23 protein-coding genes are annotated in these 24923 nt (G+C 72.0%); 8 read left to right on the top strand and 15 right to left on the bottom strand.

The annotated features are described in order from the left end of the window. Positions 1-40 precede the first annotated feature (40 nt). Positions 41-850, top strand: a complete 810-nt coding sequence (locus tag HQQ85_RS01750) for a ParA family protein (protein ID WP_173180787.1) — start codon at positions 41-43, stop codon at positions 848-850. A gap of 16 nt (positions 851-866) precedes the next feature. Here the strand turns inward: HQQ85_RS01750 and HQQ85_RS01745 are convergent, their stop codons facing one another. Beyond that, positions 867-1373 (bottom strand): MarR family winged helix-turn-helix transcriptional regulator, encoded by a 507-nt coding sequence (locus tag HQQ85_RS01745; protein ID WP_173180786.1) that lies wholly within the window; start codon positions 1371-1373, stop codon positions 867-869. A gap of 80 nt (positions 1374-1453) precedes the next feature. Between HQQ85_RS01745 and HQQ85_RS01740 the strand changes: the two genes are divergently transcribed. Continuing rightward, a complete protein-coding gene (locus tag HQQ85_RS01740) occupies positions 1454-2245 on the top strand; it encodes an SDR family NAD(P)-dependent oxidoreductase (RefSeq protein WP_173180785.1) in 792 nt (263 codons plus the stop codon). Positions 2246-2269: 24 nt separating this feature from the next. Here the strand turns inward: HQQ85_RS01740 and HQQ85_RS01735 are convergent, their stop codons facing one another. From HQQ85_RS01735 to HQQ85_RS01725, 3 genes are all read right to left on the bottom strand, one after another. Continuing rightward, the gene (locus tag HQQ85_RS01735) at positions 2270-2818 is read right to left on the bottom strand and encodes a MerR family transcriptional regulator (RefSeq protein ID WP_173180784.1); all 549 of its coding nucleotides are present in this window, start codon (positions 2816-2818) and stop codon (positions 2270-2272) included. Between the two features lie 139 nt (positions 2819-2957). After that, entirely contained in the window at positions 2958-3659 is a 702-nt protein-coding gene (locus HQQ85_RS01730; protein ID WP_173180783.1) for a MerR family transcriptional regulator, read from the bottom strand. Then, positions 3659-4141 (bottom strand): FHA domain-containing protein, encoded by a 483-nt coding sequence (locus HQQ85_RS01725; protein WP_173180782.1) that lies wholly within the window; start codon positions 4139-4141, stop codon positions 3659-3661. Before HQQ85_RS01725 ends, HQQ85_RS01730 begins: the two co-directional genes overlap by 1 nt. A 100-nt stretch (positions 4142-4241) precedes the next feature. On the opposite strand from HQQ85_RS01725, the gene HQQ85_RS01720 reads away from it, so the two are divergent. Continuing rightward, a complete protein-coding gene (locus HQQ85_RS01720) occupies positions 4242-5057 on the top strand; it encodes a DUF1295 domain-containing protein (protein ID WP_216851400.1) in 816 nt (271 codons plus the stop codon). On the opposite strand, the gene HQQ85_RS01715 is transcribed toward HQQ85_RS01720, so the two are convergent. Then, on the bottom strand, positions 5050-5880 hold the full coding sequence (locus HQQ85_RS01715) for an aldo/keto reductase (protein ID WP_173180781.1): 831 nt from the start codon (positions 5878-5880) through the stop codon (positions 5050-5052). The genes HQQ85_RS01720 and HQQ85_RS01715 overlap by 8 nt on opposite strands. Positions 5881-5889: 9 nt before the next feature. Next, positions 5890-6342 (bottom strand): pilus assembly protein CpaE, encoded by a 453-nt coding sequence (locus HQQ85_RS01710; RefSeq protein WP_173180780.1) that lies wholly within the window; start codon positions 6340-6342, stop codon positions 5890-5892. A 75-nt stretch (positions 6343-6417) separates the two neighbouring features. On the opposite strand from HQQ85_RS01710, the gene HQQ85_RS01705 reads away from it, so the two are divergent. Further along, complete coding sequence (locus HQQ85_RS01705) at positions 6418-7905, top strand: FAD-dependent oxidoreductase (RefSeq protein ID WP_173180779.1); 1488 nt, start codon at positions 6418-6420, stop codon at positions 7903-7905. On the opposite strand, the gene HQQ85_RS01700 is transcribed toward HQQ85_RS01705, so the two are convergent. After that, on the bottom strand, positions 7844-8515 hold the full coding sequence (locus HQQ85_RS01700) for a Pr6Pr family membrane protein (RefSeq protein WP_173180778.1): 672 nt from the start codon (positions 8513-8515) through the stop codon (positions 7844-7846). The genes HQQ85_RS01705 and HQQ85_RS01700 overlap by 62 nt on opposite strands. 102 nt (positions 8516-8617) lie before the next feature. Between HQQ85_RS01700 and HQQ85_RS01695 the strand changes: the two genes are divergently transcribed. Then, a complete protein-coding gene (locus HQQ85_RS01695; RefSeq protein ID WP_173180777.1) occupies positions 8618-9595 on the top strand; it encodes an alpha/beta fold hydrolase in 978 nt (325 codons plus the stop codon). 161 nt (positions 9596-9756) lie between these two features. Here HQQ85_RS01695 and HQQ85_RS01690 read toward each other — a convergent pair whose 3' ends face one another. The 3 genes from HQQ85_RS01690 to HQQ85_RS01680 form a co-directional block, all read right to left on the bottom strand. Then, entirely contained in the window at positions 9757-12675 is a 2919-nt protein-coding gene (locus tag HQQ85_RS01690; RefSeq protein ID WP_173180776.1) for an AAA family ATPase, read from the bottom strand. 2 nt (positions 12676-12677) lie between these two features. After that, the gene (locus HQQ85_RS01685) at positions 12678-12878 is read right to left on the bottom strand and encodes a hypothetical protein (protein ID WP_173180775.1); all 201 of its coding nucleotides are present in this window, start codon (positions 12876-12878) and stop codon (positions 12678-12680) included. A 93-nt stretch (positions 12879-12971) separates the two neighbouring features. After that, entirely contained in the window at positions 12972-13553 is a 582-nt protein-coding gene (locus HQQ85_RS01680) for a PadR family transcriptional regulator (protein ID WP_173180774.1), read from the bottom strand. Between the two features lie 102 nt (positions 13554-13655). Here HQQ85_RS01680 and HQQ85_RS01675 point away from each other — a divergent pair, with 102 nt between their 5' ends. Next, on the top strand, positions 13656-14612 hold the full coding sequence (locus tag HQQ85_RS01675) for a Dyp-type peroxidase (RefSeq protein ID WP_173180773.1): 957 nt from the start codon (positions 13656-13658) through the stop codon (positions 14610-14612). A 17-nt stretch (positions 14613-14629) separates the two neighbouring features. Here the strand turns inward: HQQ85_RS01675 and HQQ85_RS01670 are convergent, their stop codons facing one another. After that, complete coding sequence (locus HQQ85_RS01670; RefSeq protein WP_173180772.1) at positions 14630-16000, bottom strand: NtaA/DmoA family FMN-dependent monooxygenase; 1371 nt, start codon at positions 15998-16000, stop codon at positions 14630-14632. A gap of 55 nt (positions 16001-16055) precedes the next feature. Here HQQ85_RS01670 and HQQ85_RS01665 point away from each other — a divergent pair, with 55 nt between their 5' ends. Then, positions 16056-16682 carry a helix-turn-helix domain-containing protein gene (locus tag HQQ85_RS01665; protein WP_173180771.1) on the top strand — a complete coding sequence of 209 codons (627 nt, stop codon included), beginning with the start codon at positions 16056-16058 and terminating at the stop codon, positions 16680-16682. Here the strand turns inward: HQQ85_RS01665 and HQQ85_RS01660 are convergent. The 4 genes from HQQ85_RS01660 to HQQ85_RS01645 all read right to left on the bottom strand — a co-directional run bounded on the left by HQQ85_RS01660 (position 16657) and on the right by HQQ85_RS01645 (position 21968). After that, positions 16657-18417 (bottom strand): cell wall metabolism sensor histidine kinase WalK, encoded by a 1761-nt coding sequence (locus HQQ85_RS01660; protein WP_173180770.1) that lies wholly within the window; start codon positions 18415-18417, stop codon positions 16657-16659. The genes HQQ85_RS01665 and HQQ85_RS01660 overlap by 26 nt on opposite strands. Before the next feature lie 33 nt (positions 18418-18450). Beyond that, positions 18451-18819, bottom strand: a complete 369-nt coding sequence (locus tag HQQ85_RS01655; protein WP_173180769.1) for a response regulator — start codon at positions 18817-18819, stop codon at positions 18451-18453. Beyond that, on the bottom strand, positions 18816-19229 hold the full coding sequence (locus tag HQQ85_RS21275; RefSeq protein ID WP_173180768.1) for a response regulator: 414 nt from the start codon (positions 19227-19229) through the stop codon (positions 18816-18818). The genes HQQ85_RS01655 and HQQ85_RS21275 overlap by 4 nt, the downstream gene beginning before the upstream one ends. Before the next feature lie 192 nt (positions 19230-19421). Beyond that, positions 19422-21968 carry a cell wall-binding repeat-containing protein gene (locus HQQ85_RS01645; RefSeq protein ID WP_173180767.1) on the bottom strand — a complete coding sequence of 849 codons (2547 nt, stop codon included), beginning with the start codon at positions 21966-21968 and terminating at the stop codon, positions 19422-19424. A 316-nt stretch (positions 21969-22284) separates the two neighbouring features. Here HQQ85_RS01645 and HQQ85_RS01640 point away from each other — a divergent pair, with 316 nt between their 5' ends. Further along, positions 22285-24921 carry a LuxR family transcriptional regulator gene (locus HQQ85_RS01640; protein ID WP_173180766.1) on the top strand — a complete coding sequence of 879 codons (2637 nt, stop codon included), beginning with the start codon at positions 22285-22287 and terminating at the stop codon, positions 24919-24921. Positions 24922-24923: the final 2 nt, after the last annotated feature.

The raw sequence follows: 24923 nt of genomic DNA, 5'->3' as shown, positions 1-24923 counted from the left end.
GTTAGGTAGTCAAAGCCTAGTGAAGGTAACGTTGTCGACTGTGCATGTACTCAGCGTCTCTTCCCTCAAGGGGGGTGTGGGCAAGACCACAGTGACGCTCGGGCTCGCTTCCGCCGCGTTCGCCAAGGGTCTCCGCACCCTCGTGGTCGACCTCGACCCCCAGTCCGACGTGTCCACGGGCATGGACATCCGTGTCGCCGGCCACCTCAACGTGGCCGACGTGCTGGCCTCTCCCAAGGAGAAGGTCGTGCGGGCGGCCATCGCCCCCTCGGGCTGGACGAAAGACCGCGGCGGCAAGATCGACGTCCTGATCGGCAGCCCCTCCGCCCTCAACTTCGACGGGCCGCACCCGTCGATCCGCGACATCTGGAAGCTCGAGGAGGCCCTGGCCACCGTCGAGAGCGAGTACGACCTCGTGCTGATCGACTGCGCCCCGTCGCTGAACGCGCTCACGCGCACCGCCTGGGCGGCATCCGATCGCGTCACGGTCGTGACCGAGCCCGGCCTGTTCTCGGTGGCCGCCGCCGACCGTGCCCTGCGCGCGATCGAGGAGATCCGCCGCGGCCTCTCCCCCCGTCTGCAGCCCCTCGGCATCATCGTGAACCGCGTGCGGTCGCAGTCGCTCGAGCACCAGTTCCGCATCAAGGAGCTCCGCGACATGTTCGGCCCGCTGGTGCTCTCGCCCCAGCTGCCCGAGCGCACCTCCCTCCAGCAGGCCCAGGGCGCCGCCAAGCCCCTGCACGTCTGGCCGGGCGAGGGCGCGCAGGAGATGGCCCGCAACTTCGACCTCCTCCTCGAGCGCGTCATGCGCACGGGCCGCGTCGGCGAGTACGCCGACCTCAAGGCGTAGCCGGCTGCTTCGCGGTTCAGTCGCGGACGGCGTGGGCGGTCGGTGGCTTCCACTCCGTGTCGGGGGCGATCGCGGGGAGGATGCGACGGGTGATGGCCTGGAGCTGGCGCTTCTGGGCGGCCGTGAGGCGGTCGAGGACGAGACGGTTCACGGTCTGCACGTGGCCGGGAGTGGCCCGGGCGCAGGTCTCCACGCCGGCCGCTGTCAGAACGCCCAGGGTGTAGCGCCCGTCGGCGGGGTCGGGGTGGCGGGTGACCCAGCCGCGATTCTCGAGGCGGGTGACGGCGCGGGACAGTCGCGACAGGGAGCTGTTCGCGAATCCCGCGAGCACGCTCATGCGCAGGGTGCGCTCATCGGCCTCTGCCAGTGCGAAGAGGATGCCGTACTCGAAATGCGTGATGCCCGAGTCGCGCAGCAGCTGCGCGTCGAGCGCAGACGGCAGCCATTCGAGCAGGGTGGCGAGCCCGGCCCACGTCTGCAGGTCGTCGCCGGCCAGCTCACCTGACGGGGTGTCGTCGATCATCCTTCGATACTACTGGATGACTTGACTGAGCAAGTCGATCTGCTAGCTTGTGACTTTACCGAGCAAGTAAGGAGCAGATCATGGACCTCGAACTGACCGGTCGACGTGCGTTCGTCAGCGGATCGACCCAAGGCATCGGATACGCGATCGCACGGGCGCTTCTCGCCGAGGGGGCGTCTGTCGTCATCAACGGCCGCCGAGAGGCAGCGGTGCAGGGTGCAGTGGAGCGCCTGCGCGACGAGCTGCCCGGCGCGGAGGCGTCGGGCATCGCCGCCGACGTCGAGCGTCCCGACGAGGTGGCCCGGCTCCTGGGCGCGCTCGGCGAGGTCGACATCCTGGTGAACAACGTCGGGCTGTTCGAGGTGGCGGCCTTCGACGATGTCCTGGACGAGGAGTGGCGACGCTACTTCGAGGTCAACGTGATGAGCGGAGTGGTGCTGTCCCGGCATCTGCTGCCCCGGATGCTCGAGAGCGGCTGGGGCCGGATCCTCTTCATCAGCAGCGAGGCGGGCGTGAACGTGCCGGCCGACATGGTGCACTACGGCGCCACGAAGGCGGCGCAGCTGGCCGTCGCCAACGGCCTGGCGAAGCTCACGCGCGGAACCGGGGTCACCGTCAACTCCGTTCTCGGCGGCCCCACCTACTCCGACGGTGTCGCCCAGGCGGTCGACCGCATCGCACGCGGCCAGGGTATACCGGCCGCGCACCTGAAAGCCGCGATCGCCGCCGAGAACCGCACGTCGCTGCTCGAGCGGTTCATAGAACCGTCCGAGATCGCGGCACTCGTGACCTACCTGGCGAGCCCGTTGTCATCGGCCACGAACGGAGCGGCGCTCCGGGCCGACGGCGGAGTGCTCACTACCGTCGTCTGAGCGGCAGGGAAGGCAGGAACCGGCTCAGACGGCTTTGCGGCTGGCGCGGCGGGCCGCGAGTTCGTCGGCCGGGTCGGTGACGACCGAGTCGAGGTCGACGAGGGAGTGCTCGACCTCGCGGAGGACCTTGCCGACGGCGATGCCGAAGACGCCCTGGCCGCGGCTGACGAGGTCGATGACCTCGTCGTTGGAGGTGCAGAGGTAGACGCTGGCCCCGTCGGACATGAGCGTCGTCTGGGCGAGGTCGTTGATGCCCGACTCGCGCAGCTGGTTGATGGCCGTGCGGATCTGCTGCAGCGAGATGCCGGTGTCGAGGAGGCGCTTCACGAGCTTGAGCACGAGGATGTCGCGGAAGCCGTAGAGGCGCTGCGAGCCGGAGCCGGCGGCTCCGCGGACGGTGGGCTCGACGAGCGCGGTGCGCGCCCAGTAATCGAGCTGACGGTAGGTGATGCCGGCGGCGCGGGCCGCGACGGCACCGCGATAGCCGTTCGCGTCGTCGAGGTCGGGCAGTCCGTCGGTGAACAGGAGGCCGAGGTCGTAGCGAGAATCGTCGCCTTGGCTGAGCTCGCTCATCGGGGCCTTCCGTCGTCGGGCGCACCCGGAACCGGATGCATCACGTCAACGCTATCGACGCAGACCCCCCGGGGCAACGACCGCGCCGTTTGCACCCCCGGCGTGTCGCGGAAGCGCGAGAGATCGTGACCGGATCGTGTCACGGGACGATGCGGCTGAGCGCCGAGCGGATGAGGCTCGACCGCACCACCTCGAGCTGCCCCGCGATCTCGACGGCCAGCTCGGCCGCCTTGACGCGGCTCGACGGGTCGCGGCGTCGCGCGACCGGCATCAGGGCGCTCTCGATCAACCCGAGCTCGCGCTCCGCCGCCTGCCGGAACCCGCGCAGGTGCCGCGGCTCGATGCCGCTGCGTTGCAGCTCGACGAGCGCCTTCAACACGATCAGCGAGTCTTCGCCGTAGGTCTCGGCGGGAGTGATCACCGAGGCCGAGAACGCATCCTGCACGAGCATCGGCGTCGCGCCGGCCTCGCGGGTGAGCTCCTCGCGGCTGAGCCGACGCCCCGTCTGCAGGATGGAGGCGCCGCCCGGCAGCGCCGCGCCCGGCATCGGCGGGTTCAACCCGGCGTCGACGTCGGCGAGGTAGTCCTTGATCACGGCGAGCGGCAGGTAGCAGTCGCGCTGCATCGTGAGGATGAGCTTCAACCGGCTCAGGTCGTTCTGCGAGAACTTGCGGTAGCCCGAGGGGGTGCGGGCCGGATGCACGAGCCCGCGCTCCTCGAGGAAGCGGAGCTTCGACGGGGTGAGGTCGGGGAACTCGGTGGTCAGCCTCGCGAGCACCTGACCGATGCCGAGAAGCGGCGTCGCGGGCTGCTGCCCGGGCGCGGGAGCGGCGTTCGGCACTACTCTCCCGCGGCGGTGACGACGTCGATGCGCGACGGGTAGAACGTGAGCCGGAACTTGCCGATCTGCACTTCTGCCCCGTCGTCGAGCAGCGCCTCTTCGACTCGCGCGCCCCCGACGTAGGTGCCGTTCAGCGACCCGAGGTCGCGCACGATGAAGGTGTGGCCGTGGCGGGAGAACTCCGCGTGCCGGCGCGAGACGGTGACGTCGTCGAGGAAGATGTCGGCGTTGGGGTGCCGGCCGACCGTGGTGGTCGAGGTGTCGAGCAGGAAGCGGGCGCCGGCGTTCGGCCCGCGGCGCACGATCAAGAGCGCCGAGCCCGACGGCAGCGCCGCGATGGAGTCGAGCTCCTCGCCGCTCACACCGCCCTCGAGCGCCGCCAGCTGCGCGGCGAACTCGCCGGTCAGCGAGAGTGTGGTGTCACCCGTCGGAGTGGGCACGGTGATCCGGGTCGTGCGGTCGTCGTTCACGTTGCTCGTCATCCTGCTGCCCTCCTTGCTCCGTCCAGCGTAGTCGATGGGGAGGGGTGCAGAACCCGCGAATTCCCCGTGCGGGCGGCCGCGGGTGCCCTACTATTCGAGCATGATCCCGTTGATGGCCTCGGTCTGGGTGCTGATCGCCAGCGTGCTGGTCACCTGGGTGCTCTCCCTGGTGACGCGTGAGTACTCCTGGGTCGATCGGATCTGGTCCATCGTCCCGGTGCTCTACGTCTGGATCTTCGCGGGCGCGACCGGCTTCACCGACCTCCGGCTGATGCTGATGGCCTCCGTCGTGACGCTCTGGGGCGCCCGCCTGACGTTCAACTTTGCGCGCAAGGGCGGCTATAGCCGGGGCGGCCAGGACTACCGCTGGAGCATCCTGAAGAAGCGGATGCCCGCCCCCGCCTTCCAGGTGTTCGACCTGCTGTTCATCGCGGGCTTCCAGAACCTCGTGCTGTGGCTCATCGCGATGCCGGCCTTCTTCGCCTACCAGCATCGCGCGACCCCGTTCGGGCTGCTGGACATCGTGCTGCTCGTGCTCTTCGCCGCCGCGCTCGTGGGCGAGACGATCGCCGACGAGCAGCAGTGGCGCTTCCACCGACGGAAGCACGCGGGTGCGGCCACCGGCGAGAAGCCGTTCCTGACCCACGGACTTTTCCGTGTGAGCCGCCACCCGAACTACTTCTTCGAGCTGGCCCAGTGGTACCTCTTCTTCGGTGTCGGCGCGGTCGCGGCCGGGACGGTGCTGCAGTTCTCGGCACTCGGGCCTCTGCTGCTGACCGTCGTCTTCATCGGCTCGACGATCTTCACCGAGAGCATCTCCCGCGGGAAGTACCCCCAGTACGACGCCTATCGCCGGACGACGTCGGCGCTCGTCCCGTGGTTCCCCCGCAGGACGAGCACCGACACCGCTAGTTGAACTCGAGCGGGTTCGTGCCGTTGCGGCCGTCCTCGCCGCGGTCGAGCGTGGCGATGGTGGCGATCTCGGAGGCCGACAGCTCGAAGTCGAGCACGTCGAAGTTCTGAGCCATGCGGCCCTTGTCGTTGCTCTTCGGGATGACGATGTTGCCGATGTCGAGGTGCCAGCGGATGATCGTCTGCGGCACCGACTTGCCGTGCGCCTCGGCGATGGCGGCGAGCTCGGGCGACTCGTTGATCTTGCCCTGGCCGAGCGGGCCCCAGGCTTCGATCGCGATGCCGTGCTCGGCGGCGAACGCCCTCAGCTCGGCCTGCTGGAAGTCGACGTGCAGCTCGACCTGGTTGACGGCCGGCACCACGTCGGTCTCGGCGATCAGGCGCTCGAGGTGGTCGATCGTGAAGTTCGACACGCCGATGGCCTTGGCCCGGCCGGACTGCGCGATCTCGATCAGCCCGCGCCAGGCGTCGACGTAGGTGTCGCGCTCGGGCGTGGGCCAGTGGATGAGGTAGAGGTCGACGTAGTCGGTGCCGAGTCGAGCGAGGCTCTTGTCGAAGGCCTCGAGCGGTTGCGTCTGGTCGTCGTTCCAGAGCTTGGTGGTGATGAAGAGGTCGTCGCGGGCGATGCCCGACTCGCGCACGGCCCGGCCGACGCCCTCCTCGTTGTGGTAGATGCGGGCCGTGTCGAGGTGGCGGTAGCCGACGTCGAGGGCGTCGCGCACCACGCGGTTCGTCTTGTCGGGATCGACCTTGAAGACGCCGAAGCCGAGCTGCGGGATGGTGGTGCCGTTGTTCAGGGTGACTGTGGGGACTGAGTTCTCCGTCATCCCTTCACCCTATGACTCCCTTCCGACACCCGCCTCGTCGTCAGCCACCAGACTGCGGACGATCAGGTCGAGCACAGCCTCACCGTAGGCGTCGACCGCGCTGAGCGCCTCGTAGCGGCGCTCGTCGCCCCGGATGACGGCGGTGACGAGATAGAGGGTGTCGCCGTCGACCCGCTCCGTGGTGAGCGAGACGAAGCCGTCGCGCAGCAGCTCCCGCAGCTGGTCCTCGCGCGGCAGCCAGAGCGTGTCGCCGAGGTCGACCGAGTCGAGCGCCCACTCCGTGGTGCCGTTGAAGCCGATCAGGCTTCCGCCCGGATGCTCGTGCACCTCGACGGTCATCTCGCTGACCGTGTACACCTCGCCTCCCGCCTCGGCCGTCTCGATGACGAAGCCGTCGCCCGAGCGGGGGTGCCAGCGGAGCCCGGCGGTGCGGAGCGCGCGGGCGAGCTCGATGGAGATCATCTCCCCATCATTACAGCGTCGGCTAACGTTGAGGTGACCGCACGGGCTCACCGAGGCAGAAACGGCACCGCAGAATTGGCAATCGAGCGACGAACCTTCCTCGCAGGGGCCGTGTCGGCCCTGTCGCTGGCCGCCCTGACGGCCTGCACGCCCGACGCCCCCCGGCCGGCGCCGTCGCCCTCGGCGTCGCTCGCGCCGACGCCGCTCTCCCCCGTCCCGCGCCCGGCCGCCTACCTCCGCAGCTCGTGGTCCTCCGACCCGTTCTCGCTCGGCTCGTTCAGCAGCACGCCGGTCGGCGCGGGGCCCGGCGACCGCGCGACGCTCCGCGAGACCGTGGGCGACCGGGTCGTCTTCGCCGGCGAAGCGGTGGCGTCGGAGCATCCGGGAACCCTGCAGGGCGCCCTCGAGTCGGGCTCGTCGGCGGCCGAGCGGGTGCGCGCGATCGCCGACGACGGTGAGCGCATCGCCGTGATCGGCGCGGGTCTCGCAGGAGCGACCGCCGCCCGGGCCCTGGCCGACGCCGGCTTCGACGTCGTCGTGCTCGAGGGGCGCGACCGGGTGGGCGGGCGCATCCTGACCCGTGAGGAGAGCGGATGGCCGTTCCCGGTCGAGCTCGGCTCGCCGACGGTCTCCGGGCCCGCGCTCGAGGCCGCGCTGCTCGCGTCCGGTGTCGACACGCTGGGCCTCGCGAACGTCACCGAGGTGCGCACGGCCTCGGGCGAGGTCGACCCGCCGAGCACGGTGGGGCCGGATGCGGTGGCCACCGCCGTGGCGTGGGCCCGCTCCCAGGCGGCCGACGTCTCGCTGGCCTCGGCGCTGTCGGCGTCGGGCGCCGAGGACGTGCCCACCGAGCCGGACGCCGACGGCGTCTCCCCCGCCGACCGGCTCGCCCACTACCTGGACACGGCCGTTGCCACCCGCGCGGGCGCGACCGCCTTCGAGCTCTCGGCCTCCTACGGGGCGGCCGAGCCCGCGGTGGCCGGGGGCGCCGACGGGTCTGATACCGATCCCGACGCCCCGCGGCTCGTGGTCGGCGGGCTCGACGCGATCGTGGAGGCCGCCCTCGACGACCTCGACGTGGTGCTCTCGAGCACGGTCATCCGCATCGGTTACGACGACGACGGTGTGAGCCTCAGGCTCGGCCGCGGCGAGTCCCTGAACGTCGATCGGGTCGTCGTCACCGTGCCGCTCGGGGTGCTGAAGACCGGGGCGATCGAGTTCGCCCCTGCGCTGCCGCAGCCGACCCTCGACGCCATCGATGCCCTGGGCGTGGGTGAGCTGGAGCAGCTCTGGCTGCGTTTCGACGAGCCGTTCTGGTCGACCGAGGCGACGGTGCTCTCGGTGATCGACGACACCGCCGTGGTGGCCGAGTGGATCAACCTCCTGCCCTCGACGGGTCAGGCGATCCTGGTGGGGCTGACCGCGGCCGACGACGTGCCCGTGGGTGCGGCCCTCGGCGACGGCGAGTTCGTCGAGGCGGCACTCGCGACCCTCGTGCCGTTCATCGACCCCGCCGCCGCAGCCACCGCGACCGCCACTCCGGCGCCGACGGCAGCCGGCTGAGCCAGGCGAGCAGCGCCGTGATGCCGGCGAACAGCGCGAGCGCGATGCCCGCGTAGAACACGAACTCCGGCGGGGTCACCTGGCTCGGGTCGAGGAAGAAGTACGGGTACCAGCCGACGATCGAGCCGCGGACGAGCGTGAAGACGCCCCAGACGATCGGGAAGCCGAGCGAGATCGGCACCGTGCGCCAGAGCAGGCGCGGTCGGCCGATGCCGACGATCCAGTCGAGGACGAGGTACGCCGGGATCCAGAAGTGCAGCACCTGACTGGAGAGCGGCACCTCGATGCGGTACTGGTGACTCGACGCCTGCGTGACGATGGTGCCGAAGACGATGCCCGAGACGATCACGTAGGTCGTGACGATGCCCCGGATGCTCCCCGCCCAGGCCGAGAGGCGCGTGCGCCCGCGACCGGGCGCCGGCCGCAGCGTCGCGAGGCCCGACGCGGCCAGCACCAGCACGTTCACGGCGTTGCTCTGGAAGGTGAAGTAGAGGAAGTAGTTCACCGTCGAGAAGGTGCTGAAGCCCAGCGTGTACTCGACGTCGAAGACCAGGGCCACCACCGCGACGACCGCCACCGCGAGTCGGACGAGGGCGGCAGCACGTCGCACGCGGGCTCCGATCGTCGGAAGGATGCCGGGGCCTCCGGCCGGTCGTCCATCTACGCTAGTCGCTCCGCCAATCCGATCCGCGCCCCGCTCCGAAGAACACCAGTGGCACCATCGCGATCGTCGTCCCTCCGCGAGGTCTACGCGCCCTTCGAGCTCGTCCACGACCCCGCGCGGGTCGGTCTGCGGCGCCGGGAGGTGCGGACGCGGGTGGGGCCCGTGGTGCTGCACGCCGGTGAGCGTCGCGACGACGGCCCGGCCACCGTGCTGCTGCACGGTGCCGCGGGGTCGTGGACGACGTGGACCCCGCTGCTCCTCGCCGCGGCGGCCGAGGGCTGCCGCCCGGCCAACCTCGTCGTGATCGACCTGCCGGGCTGGGGCGGGTCGCCGCTGCCCGACCGGCCGCTGTCGAACGGCCGCTCGGCTCTCACCGCCGACGCCTACGCCGGCGCGGTGCGGGATGCCGTGGAGGCCCTCGGCTACCGCTCCTGGAACCTCGTGGGCCATTCGATGGGCGGGCTGATCGCCCTGCATCTCGCCACCCGCGATCCGGCCCGCACCGAGTCAGTCGTCGTGGTCTCCCCCACCGGCCCGTCGGTGATGGAGGCCGCGCGGCACCCGCTCCGCTCCTTCGGCCGGGAACCCGCCTTCGTGGGGCTGCTCGGCGTGATGACCGCCTTCTCCCGCGCGGGCAGCACCGCCTCACTGCTGCTACGAGGGCTCGACCGGATGCACGTGCTGCGCCCCGTGGTCGCGCCGCTGTTCGCCCGCCCCGCCGAGATCCCGCCCGGCGTCGCCTCGGCCCTGGCCCGCGAGGTCAGGCCGGAGGCGTTCGCGATCGCCGCCCGAGTGGCGGCCGGCTACGACCCGGCCCGGTGGGCCGGCATCACGGCTCCGGTGCGGGTGCTGCGCGGCAGCCGGGACGCGTTCTCGGCCGAGGCCGACGACAGCCGCCTGACCCGGCTGCTGCCCGGGTCGTCGGTGACGGTGGTCGGCACGGCCGGCCACTTCGCCAACGTCGAGGCGCCGTTCGCGGTGCTCGACCAACTCGGCTCGTCGGTCTGCGCGGGCACGGGACGGTAGCCGTCGCGCCGGAGCGCCACGACGGTGGCGCCGACGGCCCAGACGATCAGGCCGGTGAGGACGATGGTGACGACGATCATGGGGGACCTGCCTTCGGAAGAAGTTGAACCGGTCTCCCGAGCGTGCGCTCTGAGGCGGTCACCCCTCATCGGGCATCTGCCCTAGATCGCTCCGCGACCCGCGAAGGAGCGCGCCAGGAACGCCGCCTCGGTGCGGGTGGAGGTGTTGGTCTTGCGCAGGATGTTCGAGACGTGCACGCTCGCGGTCTTCGCGCTGATGAACAGCGTCTCGGCGATCTGGCGGTTGCTGAGACCCCGGGCGATCAGCTCGAGCACCTGACGCTCACGCTCGGTGAGATCGTCTTCGACACCGCGGGCGGGCGAGCCGGCCGCCGGAACGGCCGACTGACGGCCGGAGGCCCGGACGAGCCCCATCCGCCGCTCGAGCTCCGAGACGCGCTGCACCACGAGCCCGAGCCCGATGGCGGCGCCGGCCGAGCGGGCCTCCTCGGCCCGCAGGCGCGCCTCGGCCCGCCCGCCCTCGCCCGCCAGCGCCTCGGCGAGGCGGAGCAGGGCGTAGGGGCGCAGGGCGGCCGGCGCCCCGGAACGGTGCAGGGTGGGCTCGGCCGCGCGCTCCCACAAGGCGACGTCGGACCCCGCCCCCTCGGATCCGCCGAGCTCGGCCTCGGCGAGGGCGACGTGCACCGCGGCGGTCGGCCACGACGAAGCTCCCGCCAGCACCCGGCGGAGCGCCCGCTCGGCCTCGGCGGGATCGTCGGGGAGCGCAGTGCCCGTCGCCCGGGCCCGGCCGAGCACCCGGGCCGCGATGGCGGCGAGCGGCAGGTCGTACGCGGCGAAGCCGCGCCGGCCGGGCTCGAGCAGCGGTTGCACCTCGGCCCAGGCCTCGGCCACCGCGCCGTTCTCGAGGGCGATCTCCCCGGCGACCGCCGCCAGCCCCAGCTGCGACTGCACCTCGATGCGCCGCTGCAGCCCCAGGCCGGGTCGCCAGCCCCGGAGCAGGCGGTCGGCCAGCTGCACGTCGCCCGACCAGAGCGTGGACTGCAGCTTCAGGCGCTGCAGGTGGGCGCTGAAGCCGATGGGCGGGTCGAGCTCGAGCGCGCGGTCGAGCACCTCGTCGGCCCGCGCCGTGCGCCCGAGCGCGAACAGCGGCGCGGCGACGTTGGAGAGCAGCATGGCGCCGGAGGTGCGCTCGACCCCGCGCTGCCTGGCCTGCTCGACCCCGCTCTCGGCCACCTGCACGGCCTCCTCGTAGCGGCCGAGCAGGCTCAGCGCGTCGGAGGCGTTGATCAGGTGCCGGATGGCCGCCGAGTCGTTGCCGTCGGCCAGCTCGCCGGCGAGCTCGAGGTCGGCCAGCCCCCGGTCGATGTCGCCGGCGGCCACGCGGGCGATGCCCCGGATGTTCGCCGCGACCGACATGCGCGGCCGGGACCCGACCTCCTGGGCCTCCGCGAACGCCGCGTCGGCGGTCTGGACGGCGTCCCCGAAGCAGGCCGCCAGCATCAGCCGCGCGGCGAGCTCTCCGAGGACGTTCGCCCGCAGCACGCTGCGTGGCCGCCCCTCGAGCACGCCGAGCGCCTGCCGCAGCAGCTCGATCGACCCCGTCTCGCCGATGTTGGCCAGGAAGGAGGCCTTTCCGCGCAGCAGCCGCGCGTACTCCTCGGCACGCTGGGGCGAGGAGGCGGCGATCGCCTCGTCGATCAGGTCGCCGGCCCGCTCGCTCTCGCCCGCGTCGCGGAGGGCGTACGCCGTCTCGGCGAGCAGCTCGATACGGCTGCGGCCGGCCAGCTGCTCGGCGTCGGGCACACGCTCCCAGAGCTCGAGCGCTCGCTCCCCGAGCCGGGCCGCCCCGGCGCTGGCGAAGCTCTGCCGCGCCTGCTCCATGGCCGTGAGGGAGGAGGTGAAGGCCGCGCGGAGGTCGCGCGCCGCCATCCAGTGGTAGGAGACCGCCGCCGCATCGGCGCCCGGCGTGGCCGCGCGCTGCTCGAGGGCCTCGGCGTAGCGGGTGTGGAAGCGCACGCGTTCGCCCGGCAGCAACTCGTCGTGCACGGCCTCGCGCACGAGCGCGTGGCGGAAGGAGTAGGCCGTCTCGTCGACCTGCAGCACCCCGGCCTGCACGGCCTCGCGGGCTGCCTCGTCGAGGCTCTCGGCCGGCACCTCGGCCACGGCGGACAGCAGCTCGTGCTCGACCCGCACTCCCCCGGCGGCGATCAGCCGCAGCAGCCGCTGGGTGGGGTCGGCGAGCAGTTCGTAGCGGGCGAGCAGCAGCTCGCGCAGGGTGTCGGGCAGGCTCTCGACGGGGCCGAGGCCGCCGCGCAGCAGCTCTTCGACGAAGAACGGCACGCCGTCGGTTCGCTGCACCACCTCGTCGAGCTCGGCCCCGTCGAGGGGTGCCCCGCGGAGCTCGGTGCTCAGCCGCCGCACCTGCCGGCGGCTGAGCCGGGCCAGCTCGAGGCGCTCCACCCGCCGGCTGCGGTCGAGCTCGGCGATCAGGGGCCGGAGGGGGTGCCCCCGGCCGAGCTCGTCGCTGCGGTAGGTGAGCAGCAGCACGAGCCCCGCGCGCTCGAGAACGCGGATGAGGAAGCGCAGCAGCCCGAGCGTGGCCTGGTCGGCCCAGTGCAGGTCTTCGATCACCACGACCAGCGGGTGCCGGCGCGACAGGGCCTCGAACGCGGTGGCGACCGCGTCGAACAGCCGGTCGGGCCCTCCGCTGCCCGCCGGCTCCTCGGCGGCCAGCTCGGGCAGCAGCACCGCGAGGGCGTCGCGCCCGGGGCCGGCCGACTCGCGTACGACCGCGACCCCGAAGGCCGCGACCAGCGCCCGCAGCGCGGCGATCAGCGGCGCGTAGGGCGGTGCGTCGCGATCGAGGTCGACGCACTGGCCGCGCACCAGCACGGTGCGCTCGGGCAACCGGGCGGCGAACTCCGTCACCAGCCGCGTCTTGCCGATGCCGGCCTCGCCGCCCACGAGCACGGTCGCGGCGTTGCCCGCGACGGCCCGGGTGAGGGCCGCCTCGAGCGAGGCGAGGTCGCCCTCCCGGCCGATCAGCGAACTGGACTGCATGCCTACATCGTGCCACCGGCCGGTGACACCCGTGCCGATCCCGCCGGGCGGCGGTCGTCGCGGGCCCGGCCGTGGGTGACCGGATGCTCGTGCCGCGCCTCCTCGAGCCGCTCGGCGATCACGCGCCGGCGCTCGAGCTCCTGCCGCAGCCTGTCCTCCTCGGCCTCGCGCAGCCAGGAGAAGCTGTACTCGCTGATCATCATGGGACCACCGCCTTCCATCGTTGTCGATGGATCGAGACTGCTCTCTGAGGCGGTGGGCGGACATCGGGAGGATGCCCTAGCCGCGGCCGCGGACTACTCGGCCAGGATGAGGTAGAGGGCGCGGCGCGCCTCGTCGATCTTCTCGACGGCCTGAGCGCGCTGCTCGTCGGTGGCCGCCGTGCGGAACTGGTGCAGCACGCCGAGGAGCTTCGCGGCGCTGGCCTGGAACTCCTGGTCGGCCGGCGATTGGCCGGCGGTGGCCTGCCAGGCGCGCTCGAGCTCCTCGCCGTGCTCGGCCACGTAGGCCCGCCCGGAGTCGCTCAGCTCGAACTCGGTGCGCCGGCCGTCTCCGGTGGAGACGATCAGCTCCTCGTCGACGAGCTGCTGCAGGGTGGGGTAGATGGAGCCGGGGCTGGGGCGCCAGACTCCGCCGGTCTTCTCGGCGATGGCCTTGATCAGGCCGTAGCCGTTCGAGGGCGACTCGGCGAGCAGCGACAGGATGGCCGCCCGCACGTCTCCGCGCTGGGCCCGGCCTCCACGACCGCCGCGCGGCCCGAAACCGGGGCCGAAGCCGCCGCCGAAACCGCCGGGGCCGAAGCCGGGACCGAAACCGCTGCCAGGGCCGTGCCCGTGGGGAGAGCGCTCGAAGGAGGGGGTGTGATGAATGCGTCGCATGAGCATCCGCCTTTCGTAGTACAAATCTGAATGTCGCGACTGTTCGCGATAGCTTTACGATATATCGGTACTATTCGGATGTCAAGCCAATAGGATTTCCGCATGCACGACGAAGCGTGGGACCGCACCCCCATCCAGCCGCAGAGCGTCGACGCGCCCCTGTCGACCTCGGCCATCTTCCTGGTGGTCTCGATCGCCGAGGGCGACGAGGCGGCCGGCCGCGTGCGGGACGTGATCTCCGACATCGGCGGCCTCGTGCGCGCCGTCGGCTTCCGCGACCTCAACGGGCACCTCTCCTGCAACGTCGGCATCGGCTCCGACGCCTGGGACCGCTTCGGTCAGGATGCCCGTCCCGCGCAGCTGCGGCGCTTCTTCGAGGTGCGCGGTCCGGTGCACACGGCCCCCTCGACCCCGGGCGACCTGCTCTTCCACATCCGCAGCGAGCGGGCCGACCTCGCCTTCGAGCTGGAGCGCCTGCTGCTCGGCAAGCTCGGCGACGCCGTCACGGTCGTCGACGAGACCACCGGCTTCCGCTACTTCGACTCGCGCGACCTGCTCGGCTTCGTCGACGGCACCGAGAACCCCACGGGCGCCGGCATGGCGCACTGGTCGATCGTCGGCGAGGAGGACGCGGCCTTCGCCGGCGGCAGCTACGTCGTCGTGCAGAAGTACCTGCACGACCTCACCGCCTGGAACACGCTGCCGGTCGAGCTGCAGGAGAGAATCATCGGGCGCACGAAGCTCGACAACGTCGAGCTGGAGGACGAGCCCGGCGCGCGCAAGTCGCACAAGGGGCTCGCGACCGTGGTCGACGCGAACGGGGTGGAGCACGACATCCTGCGCGACAACATGCCGTTCGGGCGGCCGGGCGCCGGGGAGTTCGGCACCTACTTCATCGGCTACGCCCGCGAGCTCTGGGTGATCGAGCAGATGCTGCGCCAGATGTACGTGGGCGACCCCGTCGGCTCGTACGACCGGATGCTCGACGTCTCGACCCCCGTCACGGGCACCACCTTCTTCGTGCCGTCGAACGACGTGCTCGAGGGCCTCGCGCCGTAGGGCTCAGCGGGATGCGGTCAGCGCCCCGCCCGGAAGGCGTGCCCCCGGTGCGTCGGAGGCAGGTGCGGCCCGCCCTCGGGGAAGAACCGCTCCCGCAGGGTGTCGCCCGCGTACTCGTCGCGGGCGAGCCCCCGCTCCCGCAGCACCGGCAGCAGCAGCTCGATCAGGTCGTCGTAGGTCTCGGGCGTGAGGTGCGGCTGGATCAGGAAGCCGTCGACACCGGTCGCGGCGACGAACTCCTCGATCTGGTCGGCGACCTCGTCGGGGCTGCCGACGAAGACGCTGCCGTTGATGCCGGTGCGCCGGAAGTTCTCGAGGATGTCACGCACGAGCGGCGCCGGCTTGCCGTCCTTGCCGAGGTAGCGCTCGAGGTTCGACTGCCCCATCTCGGTCTCGGTCTGGGCGATCGGCTTGTCGGGATCGAGCGCCAGGAGGTCGATGCCGGTGTTGCCGGCGTAGATCGCGGCCGCCCCCTCGTCGCTCGACATCGCCAGCATCGTCGCGTGCTTGGCCCAGGCCTCCTCGCTCGTCGGCGCCGTGATGAACAGGGCCCCGACCAGGATCTTGACGGAGTCGGCCGGGCGGCCCGCGGCCACGGCGCTCTCCCGGATGCCCGTCACGTTCGCCGCGACGGTGGCGGGCTCTCCCCCGCCGACGAAGACCGCCTCGGCGTTGCGGCCGGCGAACTCGCGCCCGCGACCGGAGGCCCCCGCCTGCACGAGCAGCGGCGTGCGCTGCGGCGACGGCGGGAGGTTCAGGATGCCGTCGGTGCGGAAGTACGGACCCTCGTGGTGCACGAGGTGCACCTTCTCCGGGTCGGCGTAGACGCCCGCCGCCTTGTCGAGCACGAGTGCGTCGTCCTCCCAGGAGCTCTCCCAGAGCGTGAGGCTGACGTCGACGTAGTCGTCGGCCATGTCGTAGCGGAGGTCGTGCCGGATCAGCTCCCTGCCCATCAGGGCCGCGGCGGTGGCGCCCGAGGAGCCGGTGACGATGTTCCAGCCGATCCGGCCGTCGGTGAAGTGGTCCAGGGTCGCGAAGCGGCGGGCGTTGGCCGCCGGAGGCTCCACGGTGGTCGAGGTGGTCAGGATGAAGCCGAGCTTCTCGGTGACGGCCGCGAGGGCGGAGACGAGCGGCATCGGGTCGCCGTGCGGGATGCCGCGACCCTCGCGCACCGACGCCGGGATCAGCTGACCCTCCAGGGCCGGGAAGCCGTAGCTGTCGGCCAGGAACAGGAAGTCCAGGCGCGCCTCCTCGAACTTCTTCGCGAGCGCGGTCCAGTGGGAGAGCTTCGTGAACTCCGCCGAGGTGTCGTCGGGGTGCTGCCACGCCGAGCCGACGGTGCCGTTGGGGCCGATGTACTGGAAGATGCCGAGGAGGAGGGGCTGCATGGCTATATTTATGCCATAAATATTTTTCGGCGGTGTTACCGGAGGTTTCGGGCGGATGAACAGAACGGGCGGGGCGGAGCGGTCGACGCGGCCGCTGGATGACGACGCCGTGGCGATGGGCGCGCGCATCCGGAGCCTGCGTCAGGACGCCGGACTGACGATGGTGCGCCTGGCCGAGGCCACCGGGGTGTCGCAGCCCTTCCTGAGCCTCGTCGAGCGTGGCCACGCCCGGCCGGGCCTCGCCACGCTGGCCCGCCTCGCGGAGGCCCTCGGCGTGCCGTCGGGGTCGCTGCTCGCCCGCCCGGCCGGGAGCCGGGTCACGGCGGCCGGCGTCGACGTCGTGCACGTCGAGGCGGAGGGCCGCGCATCCGCCGGTCTCCCCGGGGAGCTCACCGTGTGGCAGCTCGCCCAGCTGCCGGGCGGGCTGTTCGCGACCGAGATCGTGGGTGAGGCGGCGGTCGTGGGCGAGCCCCGCTTCGCCGAGTTCGCCGCGCACGACGAGGAGGAGTTCCTCTACCTGCTCGGGGGCGCGCTCGAGGTGGAGCTCGGCGACGGCACGGTGCATCGGCTCTCAGCCGGCGGCACGCTGGCCCTCGGCGCCGGCATCCGTCACCGCTGGCGGTCGACGGGCCCGGAGGGGTTCCGGGCGGTGACCGTCACGTCCGGGAGGCACTCGCACTGACGCCGCGTCCGCCGACGCCGGCCCTCGGCAGCGCGATGGTGATCGAGGTGCCCTCGCCGAGCACGCTCGCGATGTCGACGCGGCCGCCGTGCGCGGTCACGATCGCCTTGGTGATGGTGAGCCCGAGCCCCACGCCCTGCACGGCGTTCTTCGTGGCGGTGCTCGCCCGGAAGAAGCGCTCGGAGAGGCGGTGCAGCTCGTGCTCGGCGATGCCGTAGCCGGTGTCGCTGACGACGATGCGCACCTCGTCGGCCCCGGCCTCGAGCGACACGGTGACCGAGCCGCCGCGGGGCGTGAACTTCACCGCGTTCGAGAGGATGTTGTCGACGGCCTGGCCGAGCCGAACGGGATCGGCGCCGAGCACGAGCGCTCCCGGCGGGATCTCGGCGCGCAGCTCGACGCCGGCGGCCTCGGCGACGGGCCGCGCGCTCTCGAGGGCGGCCCGCAGCGCACCGGGCAGATCGGTCGGCACGGCCTGCACCCGGAAGCCGCCCGAGTCGACCTGGGCCGTGAACAGCAGGTCGCCCACGAGCTGGAGCAGCCGGCGGGCGTTGCGGTCGACCACGCCGAGGTACTTCTCCTGCAGCCGGCTGAGCGGCTCGTCGTCGTCGGAGCGCAGCAGCTCGACGTAGCCGAGGATCGAGCTGAGCGGCGTGCGGAGCTCGTGCGAGATGAGCCCGGCGAACTCGTCCTTCAGACGCTCGATCTCCTTCGCGTCGGTCTCGTCGGTGGCGACGAAGACGAAGCCGGCCGGCTCGCCCTCCTCGTCGAGCCGCTCGGCGATCGAGACCTGGGCGGGGAAGCCGGTGCCGTCCTTCCGCAGGTAGGTCCAGTCCCGCACGTCGCGGAGACCGGAGCGCGCGGTGTCCACCAGCCCGGCGAAGTCGCGCAGTTCCTCGCGGCGGTGCAGCTCGGTGATGTTCAGGCGGCCGATCGCCTCCTTCGCGGAGTAGCCGAGCAGCGACGCGGCACCCGGGTTCCAGACGGTGACGAGGCCGGCGCCGTCGGTGCCGATGATGGCGTGCCCGGTGATGTCGTTCCAGACGCCGTCGAGCAGGGCGTTCGCGTTGATGGCCTGCAGCTCGCGCTTGCGGGCTGCGCGGTTGGCCCGTTCGAGGGTCTCGACCAGGCGGTCGCGCTCGGCGTTCAGGTCCTCGAGCTGGACAAGCCGCCGGTTCACGACCCGGGCGATCTGGTTGATCAGCACGGCCGCGATCGTGAAGGCGACCGGGGTGAAGACCAGACGCACCGCGTCGGCCGGACTGACCAGCACGGAGACGCCGAAGAGGAACGGCAGCGAGATGGTCATGACGACCCCCGCAGAAGCGATGACCACTGACCGGAGCCCGGGCTCCGAGGCGATCCAGACCAGCGGGATGACCATCAGCGCGCCGAACGGGGACGCCTGCCCGTCGGTGCCGAGACGCAGCAGCGCGACGGCGACGAAGGTCGTGACGGGAACCGCGAGCTCCCAGCCCGGAGCCAGCCGCGTTCGCGGCAGCACGAAGGCGAAGGCCGCCGCGGCCAGCACTAGCAGGTCGGCGGCGATCACGAGCGCCGGAACGACCTCCACCACGACCGGCGAGAGCAGCACGAGGTTCGCCAGCACGAACGCGACGAGCGCCGCCACCTGCTTCAGCAGTGGCGACCACGAGCCGAAGGAGCCGCCGGTGCGGCGACCGGGTGCGCTGGACGCGGCGACCCGCACGGTCGCCGCGTTCCGCTGACCGTCCATCAGATCAAGCCGTCCATCAGATCAGGCCGTCCATTAGACCCGGTCGGCCACACCGCGCATGAAGTCGACCAGCTCGCGCACCTGGAAGGGCTTCGTGATGAGGCCGTTGGCCCCGGCGAGGTGCACCGCCTCCGCGGTGCTCGGCTGGGCGTTCGCGGTGATGATCAGCACGTGCTGCTCGCGCAGCTCGTCGTCGGCACGGATGCGCTCCACCAGTTCGAGGCCGGTGAGGCCCGGCATCGAGATGTCGAGCACGGCGAGGTCGATCTCCTCGGCCTTCAGGGCCTCCCACGCGGAGAGACCGTCACCGACCGCGGCGGCGACCTCGTAGCCCGCCTTCTCGACGGCTATCGAGACCAGGTCGCGCAGATCGGCGTCGTCGTCGGCAATCAGAACCTTCATCGTCCCTGTCCCCCATCGTGGTCGGACTCGCCGGTCGCGGATGCGGCCGGGAAGAGCAGTGCGAGCGTCTTCGCGACGTCGGCCGCGGTGAACGGCTTCGGCAGCACGCCGTCGACGATCGGGAACTCCTCGAGCCCCAGCACCGAGGTGACCACGAGTACGCAGTCGGGCACCTCCTGCTTCATCGTGCGCACCAGCTGCCAACCGTCGATGCCGGGCAGCATGAGGTCGATGATCGCCACGGCGGGAGCGAGGCGGCGGTAGGACTCGATCGCGGCCTCGGCCGTGACGACGAGGACGACCTCGTAGCCGAGGCGCTCCAGGTGCAGACGGAGCAGGTCGCCCTGGTCGGCGGAGTCGTCGACTACGAGGGCTGTGCGTCCGGTGACCGGGGCAGGGCTGGGGGTCACGCGGTGGTCCTCTCGCGCCCGGTTCCCCTGAATCCGGCGTGGACGCGGGCTGAGAGCGCTACCAGCATCCTGGCATGCGGGGGGGCCCCTGGTCCAACTGCTGTCGAGCAGAGGCGGGCCCCGACGCACGGACGCCGGCGGCACCCCCGCAGGGATGACCGCCGGCCGGCCGCGTCGCGCGAGCCGTGCGTGTCAGGACACGTACGACCCCGCGGCCGTGGCCACCGCCGCCGACACCGCTTGGGTGCCTCCGACGATGACGATCGTGCCCGGGTTCAGCCGGTCGAGCTCGGCCTTCACGGCCGCCGGGATGCTGTCCCGGGTGACGAGCAGCACCGGTCCGCCCTGCTTGGTCGCTGCGGCTGCTCCGGACAGGGCGTCGGGGAAGTTCTGGCCCGACACCAGGTAGACCGCGGGCACGCCCGGGGTGAACGTCGCCGCCGACACCGCCGCCGAGACGACGAACCGGTCGGCACCCGCGATGCGGGTCGTGGGGGCGATGGCCTTCAGTGCCTTCTCGACCGCGGGCGAGAGCGACACCGTGCCGCCGAGCATCACGATCTTCGCGGGCTTCAGCCGCCCCAGCTCCGTCGCGATCGCCGCAGGCACCGAGGTCGGCGTCACCAGCAGCAGCGGGGCCTTCTTCAGCCCGGCCGCGGCGCCGCCCGACAGGGCGTCGGGGTAGTTCGCGCCGGAGGCCACGTAGACCACGGGGGCGTTCGGGGCGAAGACCGCCTTCGACACGGCCGCCGAGACCGCGAAGCGGTCGGCACCCGCGATGCGGGTCGTGGGCGCCGTGGCCTTCAGCGAGGTGACGACGCCGTCCGCGATCGCCGCGGTGCCGCCGAGCACCACGATCTTCGCCGGCTTCAGCCGGGCGAGCTCGGCCGCGATCACCGTGGGAACGGCGTTCTTGGTGACGAGCAGCACCGGGCCGCCCTGCGCTCCGGCGGCGGGGCCCGCCGAGAGCGCGTCGGCGAACGTCTCGCCCGAGGCGATGTAGGCCACCGGCACCCCGGGGGCGAACACACCGGCCGAGACCGCCGCCGAGGTGGCGAAGCGGTCGGCACCGTCGTAGCGCACCGTCTTCGCGTCGGTCGGCTGCACCGCCGCGGTGGCGGCGGAGGTCGCGGTCAGCGGCGCGTATCCGGCCTTGGTGCCCGAGACGGCGATGGTGAGCGTCGCTCCGACGTCGGCGGAGGTGGGCACGTAGCTGAGCCCGGTGGCACCGGACACGGCCGTGCCGTTGCGCTTCCACTGGTAGGTCAGCGCCACCGGGGCCGGAGCCCAGGGGGCGACCGTCGCGGTGAGCACCGCGCCGACCTGCGCGGTTCCGGTCACGGTCGGCAGCACGGGACTGATCGCGAGCAGGGGCGCCCCGTTGCTGTCGTAGAGGGCGTAGTCGTCGGTGATCAGCTCGCCGTTGGCCGTGATGTTCAGTCCGAAGCTGATGCCGGTGACGTCGGCGGGGATGGCGGGGGTGGTGAAGTTCGCCTCGGTGTAGATGGTCGCCGGGGTGAACAGCGGGCTCGACGTCCAGTACTTCCAGACGCCCAGGGTGTCGCGGGTGTAGACGGCGAACTGCGTGTTCGCGGTGGACATGTAGAAGGCCCGGAGGGAGTAGGTCGCGCCCGGGGTGACGGTGGGCGAGCATCCGGATTCGTCGAACAGGGCGAGGAGCTTCGCGTCGCCGTCGACGTAGTTCGTCACGGTGACCTTCTCGGCGGTGGCGCCGGTGCGGCCCGGGGTGACGGTGCTGAACACGGGCGAGTTGGAGCCGAAGCTCGAGCCCCACCAGCACTGCGGGATGTTCGCGACGGCACCCGGGGTCTCCAGGCTCGGGTTGGTGACGCCGTTCTCGCCGGGGCCGGGCGCCGGGGCGAGCGGAGGGCCGGTGACGACGGGCTTGACCGCTCCGCCGACCGCCTGCTGCACCGTCTTGACCGTGCCGTTGCCGCCCGCCTGCCACTCCGCGAGCCAGGTGGTGAACTGGTCGAACAGCGCCGCACTGATCGTGGCGTTCTCGGGTGAGGTGTCGCACGACGAGGCGCAGATGTGGTGGAACGTCAGCTGCACCCAGCCCCCGGCCGCGTCGGCCTGGGTGACGGTGGACTGCAGACGGGCCAGGTCCCAGGTGCTGTCGACCTGGTCGGCCGCCGCGGTGAGCATCGGGTCGGCCGGAGGGAGGGTCTCCGAGACCGCGCAGTCGGCGCAGGGCGTGCCCGGAGCCGTCTTCAGGTCGCCGAGACCGCGGGCGGTGTTGTAGCCGCAGGCCGCCACCGCTTGCTCGACCGCCGGGTTCACCGAGGCGAAGGGGTAGGCGAAGCTCGTGATCGGGTAGCCCCAGTTCGTGAGGTTGACGCGGTCATTGCAGACCTCGCGCTTCACGTCGTCGGCCCCGAGGGTCGTCAGGTCGAGGTGGTGCACCGTGTGGCCGCCGATCTCGTTGCCGGCGCCGGCGATGGTTCCCACCTGGGGCCGGGTCAGGTAACCGGGCTGGTCGACGTAGCCCGAGATGATGTAGAAGGTGCCCTTCAGGCCCTTCGCGTTCATGGTGGCGGCGGCCGCCAGCTGGTCGGCGTTGCCGTCGTCGAAGGTCAGCGAGACGACCGTGCTGCCGGCCGCCTGGGCGGGTTCGGCCGGCGCCGCGACCACGGCGCCCACCAGGGCTGCCGCGGCCAGCGCGACGGAGAGCAGGCCGGCGGTGAACCGCCGGGAACGGATTGTGGACTCGGTCATCGTCGACCCCCTGTTGCGTCGGAGCCGGCGCCGGCCCCCCTGCGGCGGCGACGACGGCGGAACGCGAAGGGCGCTCCAGGGGCGACGGTAACAGCGGGTGAGCCGGCCGATCACGCATCTTTCCCGCAACCCGCACAGTGCGGACCCGGTGCGGTTTCCCGCATCAGTTCTGTGCAGGACCTGGGTTTTCCTTTCGCCGACACGCCCGAGCGAGCAGAATGGCGGAAACTTCGTGACGACTGTCTACCACTTCGCTGGGGGACGCTGGAGCACTCTCGACTCGATGTGACGCTCATCCGACCCATTGGAGCGCTGCATGCAATTCCTCGCCAGAGCCGTCGAGCTGGATTCGATCGCGCGTCTCGGGGTGTCCAGCGCGGGTGGGGCACTGGTCTTCACGGGCGAGCACGGCATCGGCAAGACGCGGCTGATGGCGGAGGCGCTCGCACGATCGTCGCTCCGCGCCGTGCTGGTGCAGACCAATCCCGCTGAGTCGGCCTGGCCGCTCTCCGGGTTCACCGCCGTCTTCGCGTCGATCGACGACCCCCGCGCGGTGGAGTTCGCCGGGCGGTTCACCCTGCGCTCCACCGAGCCGCAGCAGGTGTTCGCCGCGGCTCGCGATCTGCTGACCATGCTCCGCGGACTCGGGCTGCCGCCGCTGCTCATCCTGATCGACGACCTCGACCGCATGGACGAGATCAGCCAGACCCTGATCGGCTTCATGGCCGGCCGGCTCGCCGGCACCGGACTGCGCGTCGTCGCAACCGCCGAGCGGCTCGCCGGCGACCACATGCTCGCCTTCCGCGAGTCGCCGCTCGCCCCGCTGAGCTTCGCCGAGGCGGCCGAGCTGGTGCAGGGCGAGCTCGGACCGTCGGCCGACGCCGGCACCGTGCAGATCCTCGCCGCACGAAGCGGTGGCAACCCGCTCGTGGTCGAGCAGTCGGCGCACGCCCTCACCGCCGACCAGATCGCCGGCCGTGAGGCCCTCGTGCTGCCCATGCGGCCACCGCGGGCCATGAAGGCCGTGTCGGCGGTGCGCGTGGCCTCGCTCTCCCCCGCCGCCCGGGCCGTGGCCGAGGACGTCGCGATGGCTCCCCTCAGCGATGTCGGGCGGCTGACGGGCGACGACGTCGAGCGCATCGACGCGCTGGAGGAGCTGCTCTACTCCGGGCTCGTCGACGTGCACGGCCAGGTGGTGCGGATGCACGACCCCCTGCTGCGCTCCTACCTCTACTGGAGCCTCGAACCGCACCATCGGCGCGACCGCCACCGCGAGCTGGCCGCCCTCGGCGACGGACCGCGCGACCGCACCCGCGCCTGGCACGAGAGCTTCGCCCCCGCCGGCCGGACGGTCGTCGCCGAACTGCTGGAGGCCGCGACCGCCCTGACCGAGGCCGGCGAGAGCGACGCCGCCGTCGAGTTCGCGGAGCGCGCCCTGCTGATCGACCCCGACCTGACCACCGATCACGAGGGGATGCACCGCTTCGCGTCGGCGCTCGCGGCACAGGGGCTGCTCGACCTGGCGTCGCGGTATGTCGCCCGCGTGCATGTCGGGACTCCCACCGCCGCGGAGAGTCTGAGGCTCGCGACCACCCGCATCGGCATCGAGCTCTCCCGAAGCCACGTGGTGCCGACCGACGACGTCGAAGCCTCCGTGAGCCTGTACGGCGACGACGACCCCTTGGCTGCAGCGGTGCTCCTGAGCATGATCTCCTCGTTCCACAGCGGGCGCTGGGATCTCGAGGAGGCGAGGCGCTGGCTGCTCCTCGCCGGCCTGTTCGTCGAGAAGGCGGGCGAGACCCCGACGGGCTACACCGATGCGGCGCGCATGGTCGACGCCGTCGACGGCCGCTCCTCGGTGCGCCCGGTCGCCGCCCGGCTGAGCTCGGACGATCTGCAGGAGCTCTCCGTGTGGTCGCTGACCGCGTTCGCGACGGTGCTGTGCTACCAGGAGCGGTATGCCCAGGCCCGGCGCGTCGTGAACGTCGTCTTCCACGACCACCCCACCGCGCACCTCGCCCGCTCCTGGGCGTGGAGCCTGTCCCTGATCAACGAGATCCGCGCCGGCGACTTCCGCCGGGCGCACGCCGTGGTCGAGTACTGGAACGCCGAGCCCATCGACTCCGAACGCGACCATGCCGGCCGGGCACTCGCGATGACCTGGCACGCCCTCACCCTCGGTCTTCGGGACGAGGCGAACGAGCGGGCGGAGGAGTGCACGTCGCGAGGCTCGGCCGAGCGCAACCCGGCGGTGCTCGCACGGCTGTCGACCTTCCTCGGCACCGACGCGCTGCTCCGCCGCGACCTCGACGAGGCCGTTCGCCTGTTCACGCTCGCGGATGCCGGTTCGGCCCACATCGACAACCTCTCCCTGGTGCGTCACGCCGACGGCCTGATCGAGGCGCTGACGCTCTCCGGCCGCCCTGCGGAGGCCGAGACGGTGCTGCAGCGGATGCTCGTGCAGCAGCGCGAGCGCCCGAGCACGTGGCTGGACCTCGCCGTCGCCCGCTCCCGCGCCGTCCTCGCCCCCGACGAAGCCGCACCCGCCCTGTTCGACGCCGCGGTCGCCCTGCACGAGGAGCACGCCGGCGACTACGATCTCGGCCGGGCCCTGATCGCCCAGGGCGACCGGCTGTCGCGGCTGGGTCTCCGCGGGGCGTCGGAGACGGTGCTCGCCACCGCGGCCGCGGCCTTCGAGCGGGCCGGCGCGAGCCAATGGGCCCGCCGGGCCTCGGCGGGCGAGCCGGTCGTCGTGCGCGACGCCGACAGCATCATGACCCTGCTGAAGGCCGAGGAGCGCGTGATCGCCGAGCTCGTGCGACGGGGCCTCCGCAACCGGGAGATCGCGGGCGAGCTGTTCATCTCGCTGCGCACCGTGGAGCTCCGCCTCACCCACATCTACCGCAAGGTCGGGGCGCGCTCGCGCTCGCACCTGGCGTCGCTGCTGAACTGACG

It is taken from the genome of Herbiconiux sp. VKM Ac-2851 (assembly GCF_013205105.1).
GTDB lineage: Bacteria > Actinomycetota > Actinomycetes > Actinomycetales > Microbacteriaceae > Herbiconiux > Herbiconiux flava.
The sequence above is the reverse complement of the archived record's forward strand: the minus strand, read 5'-3'. Positions and strand labels throughout refer to the sequence as shown.